General features: G+C 54.0%; 20 protein-coding genes. 8 read left to right on the forward strand and 12 right to left on the reverse strand.

The window, feature by feature from the left end:
• Positions 1-4: 4 nt before the first annotated feature.
• Positions 5-1,276 carry a DUF445 domain-containing protein gene (locus O1722_RS20200; protein ID WP_033486707.1) on the forward strand — a complete coding sequence of 424 codons (1,272 nt, stop codon included), beginning with the start codon at positions 5-7 and terminating at the stop codon, positions 1,274-1,276.
• Here the strand turns inward: O1722_RS20200 and O1722_RS20205 are convergent.
• The 6 genes from O1722_RS20205 to O1722_RS20230 all read right to left on the reverse strand — a co-directional run bounded on the left by O1722_RS20205 (position 1,273) and on the right by O1722_RS20230 (position 5,797).
• Positions 1,273-2,349: a DUF2955 domain-containing protein gene (locus tag O1722_RS20205; RefSeq protein ID WP_015572578.1), complete on the reverse strand. Its 1,077-nt coding sequence runs from the start codon at positions 2,347-2,349 to the stop codon at positions 1,273-1,275. The genes O1722_RS20200 and O1722_RS20205 overlap by 4 nt on opposite strands.
• Positions 2,339-3,406 carry an HlyD family secretion protein gene (locus tag O1722_RS20210; RefSeq protein WP_026080654.1) on the reverse strand — a complete coding sequence of 356 codons (1,068 nt, stop codon included), beginning with the start codon at positions 3,404-3,406 and terminating at the stop codon, positions 2,339-2,341. The genes O1722_RS20205 and O1722_RS20210 overlap by 11 nt, the downstream gene beginning before the upstream one ends.
• Positions 3,403-3,873 carry a MarR family winged helix-turn-helix transcriptional regulator gene (locus tag O1722_RS20215; protein ID WP_033486706.1) on the reverse strand — a complete coding sequence of 157 codons (471 nt, stop codon included), beginning with the start codon at positions 3,871-3,873 and terminating at the stop codon, positions 3,403-3,405. Before O1722_RS20215 ends, O1722_RS20210 begins: the two co-directional genes overlap by 4 nt.
• A 149-nt stretch (positions 3,874-4,022) precedes the next feature.
• On the reverse strand, positions 4,023-4,742 hold the full coding sequence (locus O1722_RS20220; protein WP_050515874.1) for an ArsR/SmtB family transcription factor: 720 nt from the start codon (positions 4,740-4,742) through the stop codon (positions 4,023-4,025).
• Positions 4,735-5,058, reverse strand: coding sequence for an antibiotic biosynthesis monooxygenase family protein (locus O1722_RS20225; RefSeq protein WP_032652462.1), 324 nt, complete (start codon positions 5,056-5,058; stop codon positions 4,735-4,737). Before O1722_RS20225 ends, O1722_RS20220 begins: the two co-directional genes overlap by 8 nt.
• Positions 5,059-5,317: 259 nt before the next feature.
• A complete protein-coding gene (locus tag O1722_RS20230; RefSeq protein WP_010427243.1) occupies positions 5,318-5,797 on the reverse strand; it encodes a carboxymuconolactone decarboxylase family protein in 480 nt (159 codons plus the stop codon).
• 102 nt (positions 5,798-5,899) lie between these two features.
• On the opposite strand from O1722_RS20230, the gene pdxR reads away from it, so the two are divergent.
• Positions 5,900-7,288, forward strand: a complete 1,389-nt coding sequence (gene pdxR, locus O1722_RS20235) for a MocR-like pyridoxine biosynthesis transcription factor PdxR (protein ID WP_017694575.1) — start codon at positions 5,900-5,902, stop codon at positions 7,286-7,288.
• Positions 7,289-7,371: 83 nt separating this feature from the next.
• Here pdxR and O1722_RS20240 read toward each other — a convergent pair whose 3' ends face one another.
• The gene (locus tag O1722_RS20240; protein WP_015572572.1) at positions 7,372-7,533 is read right to left on the reverse strand and encodes a DUF1127 domain-containing protein; all 162 of its coding nucleotides are present in this window, start codon (positions 7,531-7,533) and stop codon (positions 7,372-7,374) included.
• Positions 7,534-7,709: 176 nt separating this feature from the next.
• On the opposite strand from O1722_RS20240, the gene O1722_RS20245 reads away from it, so the two are divergent.
• Entirely contained in the window at positions 7,710-9,125 is a 1,416-nt protein-coding gene (locus O1722_RS20245; protein ID WP_033486746.1) for an aminotransferase-like domain-containing protein, read from the forward strand.
• 76 nt (positions 9,126-9,201) lie between these two features.
• Here the strand turns inward: O1722_RS20245 and foxA are convergent, their stop codons facing one another.
• From foxA to O1722_RS20260, 3 genes are all read right to left on the reverse strand, one after another.
• Complete coding sequence (gene foxA, locus O1722_RS20250) at positions 9,202-11,310, reverse strand: ferrioxamine B receptor FoxA (RefSeq protein ID WP_103927673.1); 2,109 nt, start codon at positions 11,308-11,310, stop codon at positions 9,202-9,204.
• 121 nt (positions 11,311-11,431) lie between these two features.
• The gene (locus tag O1722_RS20255) at positions 11,432-12,388 is read right to left on the reverse strand and encodes a helix-turn-helix domain-containing protein (protein ID WP_033486704.1); all 957 of its coding nucleotides are present in this window, start codon (positions 12,386-12,388) and stop codon (positions 11,432-11,434) included.
• Positions 12,389-12,523: 135 nt separating this feature from the next.
• The gene (locus O1722_RS20260; protein ID WP_003863067.1) at positions 12,524-12,757 is read right to left on the reverse strand and encodes a DUF2171 domain-containing protein; all 234 of its coding nucleotides are present in this window, start codon (positions 12,755-12,757) and stop codon (positions 12,524-12,526) included.
• 219 nt (positions 12,758-12,976) lie between these two features.
• Here O1722_RS20260 and O1722_RS20265 point away from each other — a divergent pair, with 219 nt between their 5' ends.
• Positions 12,977-13,162 (forward strand): hypothetical protein, encoded by a 186-nt coding sequence (locus O1722_RS20265; RefSeq protein WP_023295865.1) that lies wholly within the window; start codon positions 12,977-12,979, stop codon positions 13,160-13,162.
• A 38-nt stretch (positions 13,163-13,200) separates the two neighbouring features.
• Here O1722_RS20265 and O1722_RS20270 read toward each other — a convergent pair whose 3' ends face one another.
• Together O1722_RS20270 and O1722_RS20275 are read right to left on the reverse strand one after the other, a co-directional pair.
• A complete protein-coding gene (locus tag O1722_RS20270) occupies positions 13,201-14,322 on the reverse strand; it encodes a ribosomal protein uL16 3-hydroxylase (RefSeq protein ID WP_015572567.1) in 1,122 nt (373 codons plus the stop codon).
• Positions 14,323-14,409: 87 nt separating this feature from the next.
• On the reverse strand, positions 14,410-15,321 hold the full coding sequence (locus tag O1722_RS20275) for a LysR family transcriptional regulator (RefSeq protein WP_050515873.1): 912 nt from the start codon (positions 15,319-15,321) through the stop codon (positions 14,410-14,412).
• Between the two features lie 80 nt (positions 15,322-15,401).
• On the opposite strand from O1722_RS20275, the gene O1722_RS20280 reads away from it, so the two are divergent.
• Genes O1722_RS20280 through O1722_RS20295 form a run of 4 tightly spaced genes read left to right on the forward strand, consistent with a single transcriptional unit; the run spans position 15,402 to position 20,148 of the window.
• Positions 15,402-16,058: a cysteine hydrolase family protein gene (locus tag O1722_RS20280; RefSeq protein ID WP_223230152.1), complete on the forward strand. Its 657-nt coding sequence runs from the start codon at positions 15,402-15,404 to the stop codon at positions 16,056-16,058.
• Entirely contained in the window at positions 16,055-17,092 is a 1,038-nt protein-coding gene (gene hypE / locus O1722_RS20285) for a hydrogenase expression/formation protein HypE (RefSeq protein ID WP_050515872.1), read from the forward strand. The genes O1722_RS20280 and hypE overlap by 4 nt, the downstream gene beginning before the upstream one ends.
• On the forward strand, positions 17,064-19,442 hold the full coding sequence (gene hypF / locus O1722_RS20290; protein WP_058686540.1) for a carbamoyltransferase HypF: 2,379 nt from the start codon (positions 17,064-17,066) through the stop codon (positions 19,440-19,442). The genes hypE and hypF overlap by 29 nt, the downstream gene beginning before the upstream one ends.
• Positions 19,435-20,148, forward strand: coding sequence for an HAD family hydrolase (locus O1722_RS20295; RefSeq protein ID WP_058686539.1), 714 nt, complete (start codon positions 19,435-19,437; stop codon positions 20,146-20,148). The genes hypF and O1722_RS20295 overlap by 8 nt, the downstream gene beginning before the upstream one ends.
• Positions 20,149-20,180 lie beyond the last annotated feature (32 nt).

Raw genomic sequence — 20,180 nt, forward strand, 5'->3', positions numbered from 1 at the left:
ACCCATGGAAAAACATACCGAACTCAAACGCGCCAAGCTTCTCGCGCTGTCGCTGCTGCTGATTGCCGTCGCAGCGTTTATCACCACTCTGTTCCTGCCGCAAACCTTCTGGGTGCGCGGCGTAAAGGCCATTGCCGAAGCGGCGATGGTCGGCGCGCTGGCGGACTGGTTTGCCGTTGTCGCGCTGTTCCGCCGGGTGCCAATTCCCTTTATCTCGCGCCATACGGCGATTATCCCGCGCAATAAAGACCGCATCGGCGACAATCTCGGCCAGTTCGTGCAGGAAAAGTTTCTCGATACGCAATCCCTTGTCGATCTTATCCGTCGCTACGAGCCCGCACAGATGATTGGGATCTGGTTCAGCCAGCCCGATAACGCCCGGCGCGTGGGGCAGCATCTGGTGCAGGTGATGAGCGGTTTTCTGGAACTTACCGACGATGGACGCATTCAGCGCCTGCTCAAACGCGCCGTCCACAAGGCTATCGACAAAGTCGATCTAACCGAGACCAGCGCCGTCATGCTGGAAAGCATGACCAAAAACAACCGTCACCAGGTGCTGCTGGACGCCATCATCAACCGCCTGATTACCCTGATTCAGCGGGAAAGCACGCGGGAATTTATTGCCGACCAGATCGTCCACTGGCTTAAGACCGAGCATCCGCGCAAGGCGATGGTGCTGCCCACCGAGTGGCTGGGCGATCAAAGCGCGGAGATGGTGTCGAACGCGGTGAACACGCTGCTGGACGATATCAGCCACGACCGCACGCACCAGATCCGTCAGGCGTTTGACCGCGCCACGATCAAGTTCATCGACAATCTGAAAAACGATCCGGAGATGACGGCGAAAGCCGAGAATATCAAACACTACCTGAAGAATGACGAGGCCTTTAACCGCTATCTGGGGGAAATGTGGGCTGACCTGCGCCAGTGGCTGAAAAATGACATGCAGAGCGATGATTCCCGCGTGAAGCAGCGTATCGCCAACGCCGGGCTGTGGTTTGGCGAAACGCTGACCAACGACGCCAGCCTGCGGGCGTCGCTGAATGAGCATCTGGAGCAAGCCGCGCACCGCGTGGCGCCGGATTTCGCCGCGTTCCTGACGCGCCATATCAGCGACACGGTGAAAAGCTGGGATGCCAAAGACATGTCACGCCAGATAGAACTCAATATCGGTAAAGATCTTCAGTTCATTCGCGTTAACGGTACCCTGGTGGGCGGAACAATTGGCCTGATCCTGTTTCTGCTCTCGCAGTTGCCCGCCGTGCTGGGGCATTAATCTGCTTTTGGCGGCGCGATAACGTAGCGCGTCGCCTCGAAGCGGTTCAGGATCAGGTGCACCAGAAAGACCATCGTCAGCGTGACCACCAGCGCGAAGGTGACGGAGGTGATGCGGTACAGATCGCTGAACACCAGGTCGCTGTCCGGGTGCATGTTCTGCCCGAACATAATGCCGATGGTGGTGATACTGGCGAAGCCTACCCCGGCGCCGACCTTCTCCATTACGTGCAGACGCGCGCCAAACGCCAGTCCAAGGCCAATCAGCGGCATCATCAGCAGCATATGGCTGCTGTGATCGTAGAGGATAAGCTGGACGACAAGGATATAGAGACACCCCAGCACCACGCCGACTACGCGCCAGATGGAGCTGATAACCGAGCCGCGATAGTGCATCGGGAACAGGATTAGAATGCCCGCCATCAGCGCCGAAAGCGAATCGCTTAAGTCGCTCATCTGGAACACCACGAAAATCAGCGTCGCCACGGTGCCCGAGAGCAGAGACTCGTGGCGCACGCGGGCGTCATCTTTCTCGATCAGCGGCGGCGGCTTACGCGGCTCCACGTCCGGCAGCAGGTAGTTCATCAGCGCGCTCAGGCACACCGCCATTACGCTCGCTTCGATGTTAGAGAATAAAAGCGTGTGCCAGTTGGTGGTGGGGTAGCTCATAAAGTTGAGCATCACGCTCTGGCAAACCACGCCCATCGAGCCGAACAGGAACAGCGGCCCCTTACTCATAAAGCGAAAACGCATCACGTACAGGGCAAACACCACCAGCGTCATAATGACCGGCCACTGGGACAGATAGCCGATGATAAACACCATTTCGATGCAGTTCAGCGAGGCGCTAAAGATAAACTGCTTCGCCACGTGGCGGTTAAACACCGGCACCAGCGAGAGCAGCATGATCGGATAGACCACAAAAAACACGCCGTAGCTGGTGTTGTAGAAACTCGAAATACTGAGCGCAATCATCCCGGCAAAGACGATACGCAGGGTCTGGCGAAAGTCGTTTGCCGTATAGACGATGTTGCCGTGCGGGGTAAATACCCGCGCCAGGGTGCTAATAGACATAGTGAAGCAGGCTCACCAGATGGATTTGCATCCCGGAGAAGAATCGCGCAAACGGCCCTTCGCTATTGTAGAGCTGCACGGTGGCGCGCGCGCCGGTCGGCAGCGACTTCGGTAAGGCTTCGTCCAGCGCCACGTGAATGCGCATACGCTGGGCATCACGCACCCAGCGGTTGGAGGTTTCCGGTTCAGAAAGTTGACCGTTTACGGCCTCCTGTCCGGCGAGGATCCCCGCGTCGCTGCTGGTGACGTGGGCACGGAAAACTTGCCCCGGGAAGGCGTCAAACACCACGGCGGCGTCGGTCCCCTGGTGGGTATGCCGCAGGCTCTTCTCGCGGAAATCCGCCACGATATCGATCCGGGTGTTCACCAGCGCCAGCGCAGCCGAACCGGACGAGGCGTAAAAACCGGGGCTTAATTGCAGGTTACTGACCGTGCCGTCCGCCTCGGCGTAGACCTTCGTCCAGCCAAGATTCAGCTCCGCTTCATCCAGCGCGTTACGGTATTTTTGCAGCGTCACGTTGCGGTGCTCATCCCGCTCGCCGCGCTGAATGCGCAGGTTATGAATATTCGCCTGAATCGAGCTGACGGACTGCTCGCTGCTCTGCCAGGTGGTACGGACCTTATCCAGATCCGCCTGCGACACGCTCTGCAAGGTACTCAGTTTCTGGTAGCGGTCGAAGGTAACTTTGTCATTACGCGCCGTCAGCACCGCGGTTTTCAGGCTGGCCTGCGCCGCGGCAATCTGCGCGTCCAGCTGATCGTTAGACAGACGCGCCTGTTCCAGCGCAATCTGCGCCGCTTCGACCTTATTGCGAAACGGCGTGGCGTCGAGCTCAAACAGCAGATCGCCTCTCTTAACCTGGCTATTGTTGTGGACATGTACCGCCGCCACATACCCGGAGACGCGGGCAGACACCGGGGTCACCACGCGCATCACGGTGGAGTCCGGCGTCAGCGGGATCCAGATATCCGCGACGATAAAGTAGACAAACATCAGCAGGAAAGAGGCAATACTCACCCTTACCCAGCGGGCAAACTTTTGTTCAGGAGTCATTATTTTTCGGTCTTATTATCTTCTTCGCGGATTGTCCGCAAATTGCAGGCGATTTGATTGAGTGTGGCGCTGAAAATATCGATATGTTCCGGCGCGATGTTTTGCGATACGCGCGCCTGATACGTCTCAATCACCTGAGAGAGCCTTTCAAGAATGGCTTTTCCCTCAGGCGTCAGCGTCAGCAGCCGGATACGCTTGTCATACGGCGAGACGGTGCGCAGCAGGTAGCCCTGCTTTTCCAGCTGTGTCAGCGTACGCATTAGCGGAGGCAGTTCAATCCCCTGCACTTCCGCCAGCTCGCTGACCGAGACGTTATCCCCGAGTTGATGAAGCTGCATCATCACCGTCCAGCTCGACTGGGTTAACCCGGTGTCGAGAATGGCGTCGTCGATGACTGCGCGCCACTGACGCACGATCATCGCCATCCGCATGCCCATCGGCCTGCGGTTAAACAGATCTTCTTCACTCATGGGGAATCCTCTCGTAGTACGCCATTACGATAATAGTTATCAGGGTAAGTATCAAGAAACGCGAGGTGAAAGAGCAGGAATTGCGAAACGATGTTCTCCCTCTCCCTGTGGGAGAGGGTCGGGGTGAGGGCATCAGCCCGCAACGGCGTTTAGCGGCTAAAATGCTTCCTGACGGCACTTTTCCCCGAAGCCGTCACCACCACCTCCCTGTACCCCGCCACCCGCTGGATCCAGCCTTTGCTTTCCATGTGGATGAGCAGCGCCGCGCCGGCCTCTCCCCCCAGATGAAACCGCCGCTCGCTCCAGTCCAGGCAGGCGCAGCACGCCTTGCGACGCGTATTGGGATTTAACGGAATACCAAGCTTCAGAAACTGCTCGCGGCCATGTAGCGTGAGCGCTGAACCGTCTGCCTCAAGCCAGCCTTCCGCCTGCATGAATTCATAGATATGCACCGCCACCGTTCCGGCAAAATGGTCGTAGCAGGTTCGTGCTTCGCGCAGGGCTTTTGGCGCGGAGGTTTCCGGCGGCGTGATGCGGCTCCAGGAGAGCCCCATCATCTGCTCGACAAGCGCCGCCACGTCGTGTCCCGCCAGGCGATAGTAGCGATGCCGCCCCTGAGACAGGCAGGTAATCAACTTTCCCTCCACCAGCCGCGCCAGATGCCCACTGGCGGTCGACGGCGCAACGTCTGCCGCCACGCTCAGCTCTGTAGCCGTCCACGCCCGCCCGTCCATCAGAGCACAGAGCATCTTCACGCGCGACGGATCGGCCATTGTAGCCGCTACAGCGGCAATGGCCTGTTCCAGCGCCGCCGCAATTTCACCCTGCTCGCCGGGCCTGTTGTCGAAAATCACATGAATGTCATACATCCGCGTGCCCTCCCGTTTCGGAGCTGTACTCCCGCATCAGCTGCGCCACGCGAATACGGTAGAAAGAAAAAATCGACGCCCGGCCTTCGGCCTGCGCGGCCTGATGGAAGACATTCTGCTTCCAGCGGCGGACGGCCTCTTCATCCCGCCACCAGGAAAGGGACAGGATTTTGCCGTCGGTCGTCAGGCTCTGGAACCGTTCGATATCAATAAAGCCGTCGATATCGGCCAGCAAAGGCTTAAGCTCTGCGGCAAGTTGAAGATAGCGCGCCTGATGCGCCGGTGCAGCTTTAGCTTCGAAAAGGACTGCGATCATGAAGGTCTCTCCGTTGTGATGATATGGAGAGAATGCGGGACTGATGGTGTGGATGCTTCGGTATGGAGCGAAGTGTTTGCCGGATGGCGCTGCGCTTATCCGGCCTACGGTGTTTTGTAGGCCCGGTAAGCGTAGCGCCACCGGGCAGGGTTTAACCCACAATCGACCTCGGCTCCATAAACGCCCGAATCCCCCACTCGCCATCGTCACGTCCCGCCAGGCTTACGGGTGCTGGTGGCGATAATCCGCGAGCGCGGGATTACTCCAGGTTAGCCTTGTTCAGCCCATATGCCGCATCCAGCGAGCCCGGCTCCATGCGGGAGGTAATGCCCAGGCGGTTCCAGGCGTTGATCGCTACGATGGCGAAGTTCAGCTCTGAAATTTCCACGTCCGAGAAATGCTCCGCCACGCTGCGGTACAGCGCGTCGCTCACGCCGTGAACGCCAATCTGGGTCAGCGCTTCGGTGAAGGCCAGCGCGGCTTTCTCGCGGGCGCTGAACAGCGGCGACTCCCGCCATGCCGCCAGATGGTACAGGCGCAGCTCGCGCTCGCCGGCAATTTTGGCCTCTTTCGAATGCATATCCAGGCAGAAGGTACAGCCGTTCAGCTGCGAGACGCGAATGTCGATCAGGTGCTTCAGCGCCGGATCAATGGAGGTTTTCGCCACTTCCATGCTCAGGGCGGAAAGCGCGTTGGCGAGTGCAGGTGTGGCTTTGTGGTGGTTTACGCGGGTGCTCATTGTCTTTCCTCTTTTTTGTGCGGTTTTTATCATGCGATAAGGCAAATCTACGCCGTTAATGACATAGTAAAAAGACACAAAAAACCTGAAATGAGGTAGGACATGAAGCCGGGCTATCACGACATTTATACCCGCTATCGCGATAACATCACGCGCGGCGTACTGAAGCCCGGCGACAAAGTGCCTGCCATCCGCGTGCTGGCTGAAGAGCTGAAGGTGGCGCGAAAAACCGTTGAAACAGCCTATGCCATTCTGACGGGGGAAGGATATCTGGTAAGCCAGGGCGCGCGCGGGACGCGGGTGAATCCGGATCTTCTGCTGCCCGCGCAAAACGCTCCGGCAGAACAAGCGACCGGCACGCTGCCGGCGTCGTTGATTAGCCAGCGCGAACGGGCCGGTTTTCTGCGCCCCGGCATTCCCGCGCTCGACAGCTTCCCCTATAAAAAATGGCTGCTGCTGGCAGGCCAGGCGACGCGCGCCATGCGTCAGGATGAAATGCTCAACCCGCCGGTGCTGGGCTGGTATCCGCTGCGCGAGGCAATTGCCCGCTATCTCAATATCTCGCGCGGGTTGTCCTGCACCGCAGAACAGGTGCTGATCACCAGCGGCTACAGCGGCAGCCTGCGCCTGATCCTCGACACGCTCGCCAGCCGCAGCGATAAGGTGGTATTTGAGGATCCGGGCTACTTTATGGGCCAGCAGTTGCTCAAGCGCATTGTGCCCCGCCTGCACACCGTGCCGGTCGATCGCGCAGGGATGGATACGGACTACCTGCTGCGTAATCACCACGATGCCCGCTTCGCCATCGTTACCCCGTCGCACCAGAGCCCGCTGGCGGTGACGCTCTCCCTGCCGCGCAAGCAGCAGCTGCTCGACTGGGCGTCACAAAACGAGGCGTGGATTATCGAAGATGACTATGACGGCGAATTTCACTACACCCGCAAAGTGCTGCCGTCGTTGAAAAGCCTCGACCAGCATGACAGGGTGATCTTTATGGGCACCTTCAGCAAAACCATCATGCCTTCACTGCGCATGGGCTACGTGGTGATGCCCGCCAGCACCGTCGGCGCGTTTACCGACAGCGCGGACATCCTCACCAGCGGCCAGCCGGTCCTGACGCAAAAGATCCTCACAGCCTTTCTCAACGAGGGGCATTTTTTCCGTCATCTGAAAAAGATGCGCGCGCTCTATCAAACCCGCCGCGACTGGATGATTGCCGCCCTGCGTGAGGTCTATGGTGATCTGTTCTTCACCGAGCAAAACGACGGTGGAATGCATATTGTCGCGTTCCTCGCAAAGGGAAGCGCTGACCGGGAGATCGCCCGCTGCTGGCAGGAACAGCAATTGCAGGTCAATGCGCTTTCGGCGTGGTATCGCGGGTCGGGCAAACGCTACGGGCTGGTGATGGGCTATAACAACGTGCGGTCATATCAGGAGGCGGTTGAGCTGCTGGAAAGGCCGAAACGGCAGACGCTTGCGCTGTTGAGCTGAAAATCGCCCGGTGGCGCTACGCTTACCGGGCCTACGGGCTCGAGTAGGCCGGGTAAGGCGTAGCCGCCACCCGGCGACGTGGCTTACACATCATATCGCGATAACCCGACGTCCTTGAGCTGCTCGTCGCTCATCTGGCTCAGAATACGGCGGGTACGGTTGATGCGATACCAGTTACGCAGCGTTTTCGCTATCCAGACAAACGCGATAAACGGACGTTTTGAACGATTCTCGTAGAATTCCATGATGCTCTCCTCGCTGTGCCAGTGGAGTTATCATCATGGAAAACGGCCAGTACAATACAGATTCAAAAACTGCTTTTGTTTACCATACAGATCCGCTAAAACGGTATCTGCATGGTGGTTTACCCATCAATCTGTACTGGTTTAATGCTCTGTATGGTGAAAAAAAAGGATACAGCATGACGCGCTATCAACATCTGGCCAACCTCCTGGCGGAACGTATCGAACAAGGGCTGTATCGCAGCGGTGAACGTCTGCCGTCGGTACGCACGCTGAGCCAGGAGCACGGCGTGAGCATCAGCACCATACAGCAGGCCTACCAGATCCTCGAAAACCGCCAGCTGATTACGCCTCAGCCGCGCTCCGGCTATTTTGTCTCGAAACGCAAAGCCCAGCCGCCCGTCCCGGCGATGACGCGCCCGGTGCAGCGCCCCGTGGACGTCACCCAGTGGGACGAAGTGATGATGCTGCTGGACGCCCGCGCCGACAAAGAGATGATCTCCTTTGGCGGCGGCTCACCGGACATTAACCAACCGAGCCTGAAGCCGCTGTGGCGTGAGATGAGCCGCATTGCGCAGCATAATCCGGGCGAAATGCTGAGCTATGACGTGCTCGACGGGCGACTGGAGCTACGCGAGCAAATCGCCCGTCTGATGCTGGATGGCGGCTCCACCGTGGCGGCAAACGAGATTGTCATCACCAACGGCTGCCACGGCGCGCTGTCGATCGCTCTGCTCTCGGTGTGCAAGCCGGGTGACATCGTGGCGGTCGAGTCACCATCGTTTCACGGCACCATGCAGATGCTGCGCGGCTTTGACATCAAGGCCATTGAAATTCCCACCGATCCCGAGACCGGGATCAGCATCGAGGCGTTAGAGCTGACGCTGGAGCAATGGCCGATCAAGGCGGTGATCCTGGTGCCGAACTGCAATAACCCGCTCGGGTTTATCATGCCGGAGTCTCGCAAGAAGCAGGTCTTAGCCCTGGCACAGCGGCACGATATCGTGATTGTTGAGGATGACATTTACGGCGAGCTGGCGGCGGAGTACCCGCGTCCGCGCACCATTCATTCTATGGACATAGATGGCCGCGTGCTCTTATGCAGCTCGTTTACCAAAACCGTGGCGCCGGGCCTGCGCGTCGGCTGGATCGTGCCGGGGCGCTATTACGACCGGGTGATGCACATGAAGTACGCCGCGGGCGGGTTTAACGTGCCGGGCACGCAGATGGCGGTGGCGGCGTTTATTCGCGACGGCCATTACCATCGCCACGTGCGCCGTATGCGTCAGATTTATCAGCAGAATATGGAAACCTATACCTGCTGGGTGCGGCAGTATTTTCCGGCAGAGATATGCGTCACCCGCCCGCAAGGAAGCTTCCTGCTGTGGGTTGAGCTGCCGGAGACGGTCGATATGGTGTGCGTCAGCAAGCAGCTGTGCCGTCTGAAGATCCAGGCTGCGGCCGGGTCGCTGTTTTCTGCCTCCGGGAAGTACCGCAACTGCCTGCGGATCAACGTGGCGTTGCCGCCGACGGAGAAGAACCGCGAAGCGCTGAGGAAGATGGGCGAGGCAATTGTGATTGCGATGGAGGAGTAGTGCGGCCGGTTGCCCTCACCCCAACCCTCTCCCAAAGGGAGAGGGTGGAAACCGCCACCGGGCAATGGTCAACGACTCAGAACTTCCACGAAACGCTGCCAACAATGCTGCGTTCTGCACCGAAGTAGCAGTAAGAGAGCGAGTTACACGCCGCGACGTAGCTTTTGTCCGTCAGGTTATTGACGTTCAACTGCGCGCTCACGCCCGTGAGCCCCACTTTCGACAGGTCATACCCCACGGTCATATCCACCAGCGTGTACGACGGAAGCGTATGGGTGTTCTGGCGATCGCTGGCGATCCCGTTGACATAGCGCACGCCGGAGCCGACGGTCAGGCCGTCCAGAGGGCCGGTTTTGACGTCGTAACTCAGCCAGGCGCTGGCCATGTTACGCGGGGCATAAACGGCGCGCTTGCCCTCCTCTTCCGGGCTGCTCTTCTTGTAGCGAATATCCGTGTAGGTGTACGCGGCCTGCATACGCAGGCTGTCGGTCAGCTGACCAATCGCCTCCAGTTCAACGCCTTCGGATTCGATTTCACCGATGGAACGGTACGGATCGGTCGGCTCCTCTTTAGTGGCAATGTTCTTCTGGTTAATGCGGAACACCGAGGCGCTGAACTGGCTGTTCATCCCCTCCGGCTCATACTTCACACCCGCCTCCCACTGCTTGCCCTTCATCGGATCCAAAATGTTGCCCTGCTCGTCGGCAAAGCTGGTCGGCGTAAAGGCGGTAGAGTAGCTGACGTACGGCGCGACGCCGTTATCAAACAGATACAGCAGCGCCGCGCGGCTGCTGAAGTTATTTTTATCCAGATCGCTGCGGGTGTGGTTGAAGTTGTCGACGTTCGACACGCTCACCTGGTCGTAACGCCCGCCCAGCGTGAGGCGCCAGCGGTCAATGGACATCTGATCCTGTAGGTAGTAGCCGGTCTGGCGCAGCTTGTGTTTTTCCCTGCTGTACTGGGTGATGTAGTCCGGCTTCGCGCCGTAAACAGGATGGAAAGCGTCAATCGGCGGGAAGCCGCCGTAGTAGCCAGTGACGTTGTTGGTGCGGTCCTGGTAGTCCATGCCGATCAGCACGCGGTGGTTTACCGCCCCGGTATCGAAGCTGCCGTCGACCTGGTTATCCAGGGTGATGGCGTTCATCTTCTCGTCGGAGCCGGAATAGCCGCGGTTCAGCTCGGTGTCATTCAGCCAGCCTGCGGCATACACCTGGTTCAGCTCGACTTTGGTGTGCAGGTAGCGCAGCTTCTGGCGCACGGACCAGCCGCTGTCAAACAGGTGCTCAATGTTATAGCCGACCATGTTTTCCCGACGATCGTACTTGTCGTAATCGTCCTCGCCCTCGAAGAAGGTGTTGGAGATTTTCTTACCGCTGTGCGGTACAACGGTGCCCTCATATGGCAGGCCGGAGTGGCTGCCGCCTTCCGGATCGCGGTGCAGGTAGGCCATTAGATCCAGACGGGTGTTGTCGGTGATACGCCAGGTCAGGCTCGGCATCAGGGCGTAACGCTCTTCCTTCAGCGGATCGAACTGGGAATCGGCATAGCGGGTCATCCCGCTGAGGCGCACCGCCACGCGGTCGTTATCATCAACCGGGCCAGTGACGTCGAACATCGCCCCACGCTGGTTATTGTTACCGGCGAAGAGCTTGATCTCCCCGCCAGGATCGAACGATGGCTTACGGGAGGTGAGCGCCACAATCCCGCCCGGCGATGAGCGGCCATAGAGCACGGAGGCCGGACCGCGCACGACTTCGATACTGTCCAGGAACCACGGGTCAACCACCAGCGAGCTGTGGGAGTTGGTGTCGCCCATCATCTTCAGGCCGTCGAGGTAGACGTTGTCCAGGCTGCCGTCCGAGAAGCCGCGCAGCACCATGTAGTCAAAGCGGTTTGACGCCCCGATCTGGTTGCTGTAGACACCCGGCGTGTAGCTCACGGCCTGACGCACGCTGGTTGCGCCCTGCTCTTCGAACTGCTCGCGAGTGACGATAGAGACCGACTGCGGGGTTTCAATATCCGGTGTTTCAAGCTTGGTGGCCGCAGACTGCATCTGCGAGGTCACCACCACGGTGTCAGTTTTTTGGGCATCCTGCGCCAGTAAAGGAAAAGCAACGCTACCGGTAACCCATCCCACCAGCAGTGCCAGACGCGATTTAGCAAACATAACCCTCTCCAGAGATATTTCTTATTGTTAATAAGAATTATTACCTTTTTGAGAGTGCAAACGGCTATGCGTGCCGCCAGGTTACGTATGCGCGATGCTAAACCACACGAAATGCATTCGCGCGACAGGAGAAATTACGTTAGCGGAGTTTGCGCACGTCCCCCGGTGAAATCCCGTAATGACGACGAAACGCGGTGGCAAAGTTGGTGGCATGCTGATACCCGCACATCCAAGCCGCCTGCTGCACGCTGTGGCCTTCCAGCAGATAGCGGCGCGCCAGCGCAAGGCGACAGTCGCGAAGGTAATCGAAAAGCGTGCAGCCGTAGCGCTGACAGAACTTGCTGCGCAGGCTGCTTGGGCTCATTGCGGCAAGGGCTGCCAGCTGCGCGAGAGTATGATCCCGTTCAGGAGACTGTTCCAGCAGGCTCCGCACGCGTTCAAGACGCGCATGCTCAGGCCGCCGCGGGCAAGGCTGCTGGCGCTGGTTGAGGCCATGGCCGAGCAGCTGATACATCAGCCCCTCCAGCAACAGCTTGCGTGAGAGCACGCTTCCCCCCTGCCGCTGCGCATGCAGAATACCTGACATCACAAACTCGGGAACCTGCCAGACAAACGCGGGTGCATTCAGGCTTTGCCATTCCAGAAGCAATGACTCAAGCAGGGCTTCACGTCCGGCATCGTGCGGGTAGACGCCAAACGAGAGCGTTTTCAGCGTGCTATCGGCATCGTGACGCGCGCTCATCACCTGATCTTCACTCAGACGTGAGCTGAACGCCATGCCCGGGCGGACGGGATAATTGATACCATTGAGTGTGAGCGTCACGCACCCTTCCAGCACCACCAGCATATAGAGCGGGCTGCTGTGGCGAGAGGTGGTTTCATAGGGCTGTAATACACGTACGTCGGAGTGGGTCAGCGAAATGCCGGACGAGAGCATCATCTCTTCAACATTCCCCTGCAACACGGGGCTACCGCTGACCTGCGCCTCTTTTAACTGGGGGAAACGGTAGTCGATGCCGTAGCGCTCGCCGAATACCTGAAAATCTTCAACAAAAAATATGCGTTTCGCTGATCTATTTTCACTCTGGAGCATCATTCGGGGCCTGCATCGGGGAAAGGACAGGCAAAACAGTATCATCCATTTGTAATGGCAGCAATCACCGGGCGCAGACACTATTACGCTCCGGACGAAGCCGGAGCGAAGGCATATATTTCCTTGCGAGAAATATATTTATGCTTCCTGCCACTCAGCAAAAACCTCTTTATGGTTTTTGGTCAGGACAACTTTATTATCTTCGACCTTATCAACCCAGCCGAGAGGAATAAAGTGGTGTTTGCCGCCCGATTCCGGATCGCTCTTCGCAAGCTTGATACGCTCACCATCAAGATGGTCCACAACCCCGACGTGCGTTCCGCAGCTGGCGACAACCTGAGTGTGATCCTTAATTGCGCTTTTATCTACCATAATTATTCTCCTGTTTCGGTTATTTGCCTGTTGCACGAAATTAACTGTAGCGCATAAATTCAGGCTTAAACGTCCTGTTAGCATTTTGAAACATCATTGACAGAACTGAATATTAAGTCTACTTAATGCCGAAATGGAAAAATAAGAATGAGATGAATTATTACCGACTGATTATTTCCCGTTCATAATTAGATTATCGCAACCAACGAGGAGGTATTTATGACGATTCGCAATAATCGGGCAGAAATTTCACTGGCTCTTGGTGAAGCGGTTTTAGACATCGTGCAAAAAGGCCATGAAGTATCGCGAGAAAATCTCGCCCAGGCGATGAAAATCAAAGCGGAGAAAGAGCGCGACGATGAGCGGCTTCTTAACTACTGGAAGGCCTGTAATATGCTGGTCTGAACCTGGCGGCGTTTAGCCTGACTAAACGCCGCCTGCTGTTACTCGTCGAAGAACCAGTAGCCCTGGTTAATCAAACCGGTCAGCTCTTCCACAAACGCCGGATTATTCAGCGCATCGCCCAGCTCAGCCTGGCCGAGCTCGGTGAAGCGGCACAGCGCATCCGCACCGTTCACATCCGCCGTTTCCAGCTGTTCGCTGTTGATAAATACGCTGCCGTTGATGTTCAGCACGCGCAGCCCGCTCAGGCGGGAGAGCGTTTCGCCCCCTTGCAGCGCGTCGAGCACCTCTTCTGCGGAATACGGCGGCTCGGCGGCGGCAATATCCAGCTCGTGACGCGGCGTGGAGACGAAGCTGCCAAACCATTTCGTAAAATCATCTGGCTTGCTAATCATGTCGATCATCATCTGGCGAATGCGATCGAGCTCGTACTGCTCCACGCGGCCAGGGTGTTCGCGGCAGGTCAGATCCGGATCGCTGTAATGTTCGCCGCCCAGATCGTTCTCCAGCGCGTAGTCGGCAAAGCTGCTGATCAGATCGCGACCGTTCGGCCCGCGGAAACCGACAGAGTAGTTGAGCGCGGTTTCATGGGTGAAGCCGTCATGCGGGAATCCAGGCGGAATGTAAAGGATATCGCCCGGGGCCAGATCTTCGTCGATGATCGGCTCAAACGGATCGACATGCAGCAGGGCCGGATGCGGACAGAACTGACGCATCGGCAGCTTGTCCCCCACGCGCCAGCGGCGGCTGCCCATCCCCTGGATAATAAACACATCGTACTGATCGATATGCGGCCCAACGCCGCCACCCGGGACGGAGAAGGAGATCATCAGGTCATCAAGACGCCAGTCCGGCAGGACGCGGAACGGACGCACCAGCTCTGCTGCGGGCATATGCCAGTGGTTCACCGCCTGCGCCAGCAGGGACCAGCCGGTTTCACCGAGGTTATCGAAATGCTCAAACGGGCCATTGCTCGCCTGCCACTTGCCGTTAGCATGGCTTACCAGGCGGCTATCAACTTCCGGCTCCATCGCCAGACCCGCCAGTTCATCAGGGGTAATGGGGTCGACAAAATTCGGGAAGGCATTTTTCAGCACAACGGGTTGTTTTTGCCAGTATTTTTCAAGAAATTCCGGCCAGTTCAGGTTCAGTTGATACGCCATGGATAGCACCAGTGAGAGGGGAGACAGGCGCGATTATGGAAGAGAGCGCATCAAACTGCATTGTCATGGGTCAATGTCGAAGACTCTTCAGCGGACGGAATGATGAGATCGCATCAAATCTTTTCCCGTATGCGCTTCAACAATACGTAAAAATTCATCCCGATATGGACGTATTATTTTAGGATCCCACGCCACACAAATTTCCCAGTACAGTGATTCCAGGTCAGGTGCAATAAGCCTTACTCCTTCTGGTGAAAAATGCCTTACGCTTTCAGGCAAAAAAGCGACTCCATTTCCTCCCGCGATCAATGCCATCAGAGTTGGCATATCATCTGTCACCGAGACAGGGTCAGCATGTAATTGGTTGGTAAGGAGAAACTGATTAGTTTGTTCTGCAAGACATGGACCAACAGCAGGAGTTAATTGTAATAAAGGATACTGAGATAGCACATCACGGATATGTGTAATATCGTTTTTATGAGTTGATGGTATAGCCAGTATCAACTTTTCTTTGTACAGCACCCTAGAGGTTAACTCATTGCCAGCCGGCATCCGGAAGAATCCGATATCAAGTGTTCCTTCAAGTAGCATTTTACGCTGCACTCCTGAGGGGAGATTGCTTATATTTACCTCACACGCCGAAAATTTATTCCGGAAGGTATTTATCCATAAAGGTACTGTATGAAAAGTTGAAATCCCAAAACCAAGCATAAGTTTTTCATGGCTATCTTTAAATATTTTTTCGGCATAATTCAAAAAATCAGCATGAATCTTCAGTAACTCATTTGCCTTCAAAAAAAGCTGGCAGCCGTGCTCAGTTAATATTGCGCCATATCGACCGCGAGTGAAAAGAGGACCGCCAATAAGCGTCTCTAACATTTTTATCTGCTTTGATAACGCGGGTTGCGTCAAAAACAACAGCCGCGAAGCGCGATGATAACTCCCCTGCTCTGCAAGTGTTACAAACGCCCGTAACAACTTGGTATCGATTCCTTTCATTTATCAAACCCTGAAAAAATGGAATTTTACAAGAACACGTCATAAACACATTATAGAAAATACCAGCCAAAGAAGAAACCGTGTCTGGCAGTAAGATTTATGTAATTCACTATATGAATATAAAGGAATATATAAAAATGCCAAATGTTGCTGTACTGACTAACGATCTGCAGTATGAGTTCACTTATAAAATTACGCATTCTGAAGCAGAACTCGCGCAAAAGTTGACAGCTTTCAATGCCTTTTTAGATGGTGTGAGAAAAAAAAATCAAACGGTCATTCATCTGCAACTCATAAATGACCCCAGCGATCCCGCTGTTCAACGGCGCTATAAAAATCGCGCTGCGGGCATTCCCGCTCTAGCCGGAAGACCTGAAAATCAAATTATCAGTAGTATATGCCATTCATCAGATCTTATCGTTGTAAAAGGTCGAGATAGTGGTTTCTTCAACAATAACCTTGATGAGACGCTACAGGAACTCGGAATCAAAACGGTCATCGTTACGGGTTTGCAAACCCATGTTTGCGTACAGACAACGGCTGCAGATGCATTTTTTCGCGGATACAACGTTTGGGTCCCGGAAGACTGTGTATTTGCCCCTTCTTCAGAAGATACAGCCCGTGCTCTGGAATGGCTTTCAAGTTATTGCGCTACCGTAGCGTCCTCCATTGAGATTCTTTCTTTATTAGAAAAACATGGCGATCTTCCGGAACGTAGTGAAAGGAGAGGATCATGAGCAACGTATTAGAAATTCAAGGTAAAACAACAGAGACCGTCGTGCTGGATCATGGTACTGGCGCTCGCTTAAGTCGTGAATTGGTTGAGTTGATCGCGCATATTCTGGGAGATACCTACCTTGGAACAATGGAAGACAGCGCACTGCTGGAACTTCCTTCCCGAAAGCTCGCATTTACTACGGACTCATTTGTCGTAACACCGATCATCTACGGCAATGGCGACATAGGAAAAATTGCGGTATGTGGTACCGTCAACGATCTCGCTGTGAGCGGAGCAAAACCGCTTTATCTGACGCTCAGTCTGATCATTGAAGCTGGGATGTTAATGTCAGACCTGATCAAGATTATTGAATCAGTGCGTGAAACAGCGAAAGCGGCCGATATTAAAATTGTAGCAGGGGATACAAAAGTTGTAGATAAAGGTGAAGCCGATCAGTTGTTTATTAATACCGCAGGCATTGGTGTCTTCGAAAATCCGTCGGTTTCAATCAAAAATGTACGTCCAGGACAAAAAATCATTCTCAGCGGGTACATTGGAAACCACTCTATTCACCTTTTATCTATCAGAGAAGGTCTGGGATTTGAAAGAAATATTCTGAGCGATTGCGCACCTCTCAACCATATGATTCGATCCCTGCTCAATAATCTTCCTGCTGGGAAAATAGCGTCCATGAGGGACGTTACGCGTGGCGGCTTATCTGCCGTTCTCCACGAGCATGCCCGAGCTTCCGGAAATGAGATTCGTTGCGAGAAGCAATCCTTGCCGATACAGCCTGAAGCAGCAATGGCTGCCAATATGTTAGGAGTGGATGTAATAAACCTTGCTAACGAAGGTTGTCTTTGCCTGTTCGTTGAGCCAGATAGCGCAGATGAGGCGCTTGCCCTTTTAAAGACCCATCCGCTCGGCCAAAATGCGGCTATTGTCGGCGAAGTTCTTCCAACCATTGAGCCAAAAGTTACCATGCTTGAGCCAGATGGAACACTGTCAACAATTGAGGAACTTTATGGTGCTGAACTCCCACGACTCTGTTAATCAATTCGATGACATTTTAATACGGCGTTATCGCGTATGTGGCATCGTCCAGGGGGTCGGATTCAGGCCCTTTGTGCATCGCCTGGCACAGTTATTTGATGCTACAGGCTGGGTTCTTAATGATTCAGAAGGCGTATTAATTGAAATACAAGCAACACAAGACAATATTACCCGTTTCCTTGACGAACTGATATTAAGCCCTCCTCCTATGGCCAAAATTATCAGTGTGCAGGAAGTGCAAAGAGAAAAAAGCGATCTGCTGTATAACAAGTTCACTATTCGAGAAAGTCATCTTCTTAGCAGTATGAATACTATTATTCCTCCAGATTCGAATGTTTGTAGTGACTGTCTGGAAGAAATGAACACACCAGATAATAGGCGCTATAAATACGCCTTTATAAATTGTACGAACTGTGGACCACGATATAGCATCATTAAAGGGATGCCTTATGATCGAGAAAAGACCACAATGCGTGCCTTTTCGATGTGTAGCGCATGTCAGCATGAATATGATGATATTGAAGATCGTCGCTATCATGCCCAACCAAATGCCTGTCCCGAATGTGGTCCACAATTGCAATTAACCCAACGCGACGGCACAACAATCGTTACCGATGATATTATAGATTTCGCCCTCGCACGGTTACAGGAAGGAGCCATTGTTGCCGTGAAAAGCTTAGGTGGGTTTCATCTCGTCACCGATGCAAGTAACGATAAGGCTGTTCAGGAATTAAGAAAACGTAAACGCAGAGACTCAAAACCTTTCGCGGTGATGCTCTTAAACAGTGATAGTGCATCACGTATTGCTTATGTAAATGTGCAGGAGCAAGAAGTTCTTGAAAGTTCACAGCGACCAATCGTATTGCTACGAAAGCGACACAATATGCTCGCAAACTCTGTTGCACCACATAATCCCAGTATTGGAGTAATGCTGCCCTCAACTCCCCTTCAATATCTATTACTGAGCGATCCGAAAATGCCAGCGCTGGTGATGACGAGCGGGAATCGCTCTGGCTACCCTATTGTTTGTGATAATGTTAGCGCAATTGAACAATTAGGTGACATTGCTGATTATTTTATTCTCAACAATCGTGACATACATACGCGCGTTGATGACTCTGTCGTTCGTGTTATGTCGCTACCAGAGGGAAGACATAGTCACCTTTCTTTCATTCGACGCTCGCGCGGGTATGCTCCTTATCCTGTTCATCTGCCGTTTGATGCAGGTAAGGCTATTGCGCTAGGTGCTGAACTAAAGACCACCGTGAGTATCGCTAAGGGTAAAGAGGTTTTTATCAGTCAACACATTGGCGACTTAAAAAATGACCAAACGTTCAATTCCCATATCGAATGTGTAAACCATCTGCAAACATTGCTTGGCGCAAGCGCTGATGCAATAGCCTGCGATCTGCATCCTTCTTTTCGCTCTACACGTAATGCACTAAAACAATCAAAGCTACACGTTGTTCAGGTACAGCATCACCACGCACACATGGTGTCATGCATGGCAGAAAATGGGCTTTCTGGTAAAACTATCGGCGTTATTTTCGATGGTACGGGGTATGGAACAGACGGCACCATATGGGGTGGAGAATTTCTTACCGGTGATGAAAAAAGCTTTGAAAGGGCTGCACACCTTCGTGCCTTCTCTCTTCCGGGCGGAGACAAGGCTGTTAAAGAGCCTGTCAGGGTTGCTATATCGTTGCTAACAGCACTATACGGAGAACATTTAGAGGGCGTTAATCTTCCTGCGCTTGATGTGCTGCCGGCTCAGCAGCTTAGCGTGTACGCTAAAATGGCTGCAAGGCATTTCAACTCCCCCAAAACCAGTAGTATGGGCAGGTTATTTGACGGCATATCAGCGTTAATAGGTATTTGCTCGTATGTCGAATATGAAGCACAAGCGGCTATTGAGCTTGAAGCCTTACTGAATCGCGATCTCTACATGTCACAACCTTTTTCATATTGTGTCCAGGAAAAAAATGGTCACCTGGAAGTGGATTATCGTCCAATGATAAGGGAATTAGTGTCTGAGCTTACTACGACGGCGCCTAATCTCCCCCTATTGAGCAGGCGTTTTCATTCAACAATTGTGGATATGATCATCTCAGTATGTATACGTTTATCAAAAGTATGCGCAACAAGACAGGTCGTATTAAGCGGTGGTGTATTTTTGAATGAATTTATCCTGCTTAATACTGTGGAAGGTTTACATGCCGCTGGCCTGAAGCCTTATTTCCACCATAGTGTCCCCACCAACGATGGCGGTATATCACTAGGACAAATTGTTGTAGCGAGGGGGCAATTACAGGCAAAACATATTGATGTCAGGGAGATCGAGCATGCGTGAATACGTAAATCATTTTTCAGCCGTATTATTTGACATGGATGGCGTGCTTATTGACTCCAACTCAGTCATTGAAAGAGGCTGGCGAGAAGCTGCGGAAACATTTGGCAAGACAATTTCGCAAGACGACATTATCAAGCACATACACGGACAGCCGGGACCTCATACTATCCAGGCACTTTTTAGTGACCTGCCTGTTGAAGCGCAGAGAAAAATTCAGGCACACATTATTTATGTTGAGAATACAGCCGAATATGATCCTATACCGGGCGTTGCTGCGCTAATTACTTCCCTTGATTCAGTAGGAATCCGCGTTGGCATAGTGACTAGCGGATGGAGAGAGAAAATTGATCGTGTAACGGCCATGCTAGGAGTGCAACACTGTATTTCGGTTATCGTTGAGCGTGATGATGTCAAAAAAGGTAAACCCTTTCCAGAACCCTATCTACTTGCAGCAGAACGACTCTCAACGCCACCCGAGAAAATCATTGTTTTTGAAGATTCAAGGAGTGGAGTGACTTCTGCAGTGAGCGCTGGCACCTGTTGCGTTGGAATAGGTGGGATTGAACTGATTGCTAATGGAGCCAGGTGCGTTATCCCTGATTTCACAGAAGTCGAGGTATTAACTCGTCTGGATAGCAACGTCGCAATTTCATTATACCCAGGGCACGTATTAGTTGCAGAAAGATTTATTGAGTCTGACGAGTAGCTACATGCTTTCTTTGGATTGTTCTTGCTCCC

The sequence above is a fragment of the Enterobacter cloacae complex sp. HYC003_NIDB genome (assembly GCF_056673375.1).

What these genes read in the sequence shown, in the direction of transcription:
- O1722_RS20270 (WP_015572567.1), bottom strand. Translation starts at nt 14,322, where the DNA reads ATGGCGTATCAACTGAACCTGAACTGGCCGGAATTTCTTGAAAAATAC.
- O1722_RS20275 (WP_050515873.1), bottom strand. Translation starts at nt 15,321, where the DNA reads ATGAAAGGAATCGATACCAAGTTGTTACGGGCGTTTGTAACACTTGCA.
- O1722_RS20215 (WP_033486706.1), bottom strand. Translation starts at nt 3,873, where the DNA reads ATGAGTGAAGAAGATCTGTTTAACCGCAGGCCGATGGGCATGCGGATG.
- O1722_RS20295 (WP_058686539.1), top strand. Translation starts at nt 19,435, where the DNA reads ATGCGTGAATACGTAAATCATTTTTCAGCCGTATTATTTGACATGGAT.
- O1722_RS20255 (WP_033486704.1), bottom strand. Translation starts at nt 12,388, where the DNA reads ATGATGCTCCAGAGTGAAAATAGATCAGCGAAACGCATATTTTTTGTT.
- hypF (WP_058686540.1), top strand. Translation starts at nt 17,064, where the DNA reads ATGGTGCTGAACTCCCACGACTCTGTTAATCAATTCGATGACATTTTA.
- hypE (WP_050515872.1), top strand. Translation starts at nt 16,055, where the DNA reads ATGAGCAACGTATTAGAAATTCAAGGTAAAACAACAGAGACCGTCGTG.
- O1722_RS20225 (WP_032652462.1), bottom strand. Translation starts at nt 5,058, where the DNA reads ATGATCGCAGTCCTTTTCGAAGCTAAAGCTGCACCGGCGCATCAGGCG.
- O1722_RS20230 (WP_010427243.1), bottom strand. Translation starts at nt 5,797, where the DNA reads ATGAGCACCCGCGTAAACCACCACAAAGCCACACCTGCACTCGCCAAC.
- O1722_RS20220 (WP_050515874.1), bottom strand. Translation starts at nt 4,742, where the DNA reads ATGTATGACATTCATGTGATTTTCGACAACAGGCCCGGCGAGCAGGGT.
- pdxR (WP_017694575.1), top strand. Translation starts at nt 5,900, where the DNA reads ATGAAGCCGGGCTATCACGACATTTATACCCGCTATCGCGATAACATC.
- O1722_RS20245 (WP_033486746.1), top strand. Translation starts at nt 7,710, where the DNA reads ATGACGCGCTATCAACATCTGGCCAACCTCCTGGCGGAACGTATCGAA.
- O1722_RS20265 (WP_023295865.1), top strand. Translation starts at nt 12,977, where the DNA reads ATGACGATTCGCAATAATCGGGCAGAAATTTCACTGGCTCTTGGTGAA.
- O1722_RS20200 (WP_033486707.1), top strand. Translation starts at nt 5, where the DNA reads ATGGAAAAACATACCGAACTCAAACGCGCCAAGCTTCTCGCGCTGTCG.
- O1722_RS20240 (WP_015572572.1), bottom strand. Translation starts at nt 7,533, where the DNA reads ATGGAATTCTACGAGAATCGTTCAAAACGTCCGTTTATCGCGTTTGTC.
- O1722_RS20205 (WP_015572578.1), bottom strand. Translation starts at nt 2,349, where the DNA reads ATGTCTATTAGCACCCTGGCGCGGGTATTTACCCCGCACGGCAACATC.
- O1722_RS20260 (WP_003863067.1), bottom strand. Translation starts at nt 12,757, where the DNA reads ATGGTAGATAAAAGCGCAATTAAGGATCACACTCAGGTTGTCGCCAGC.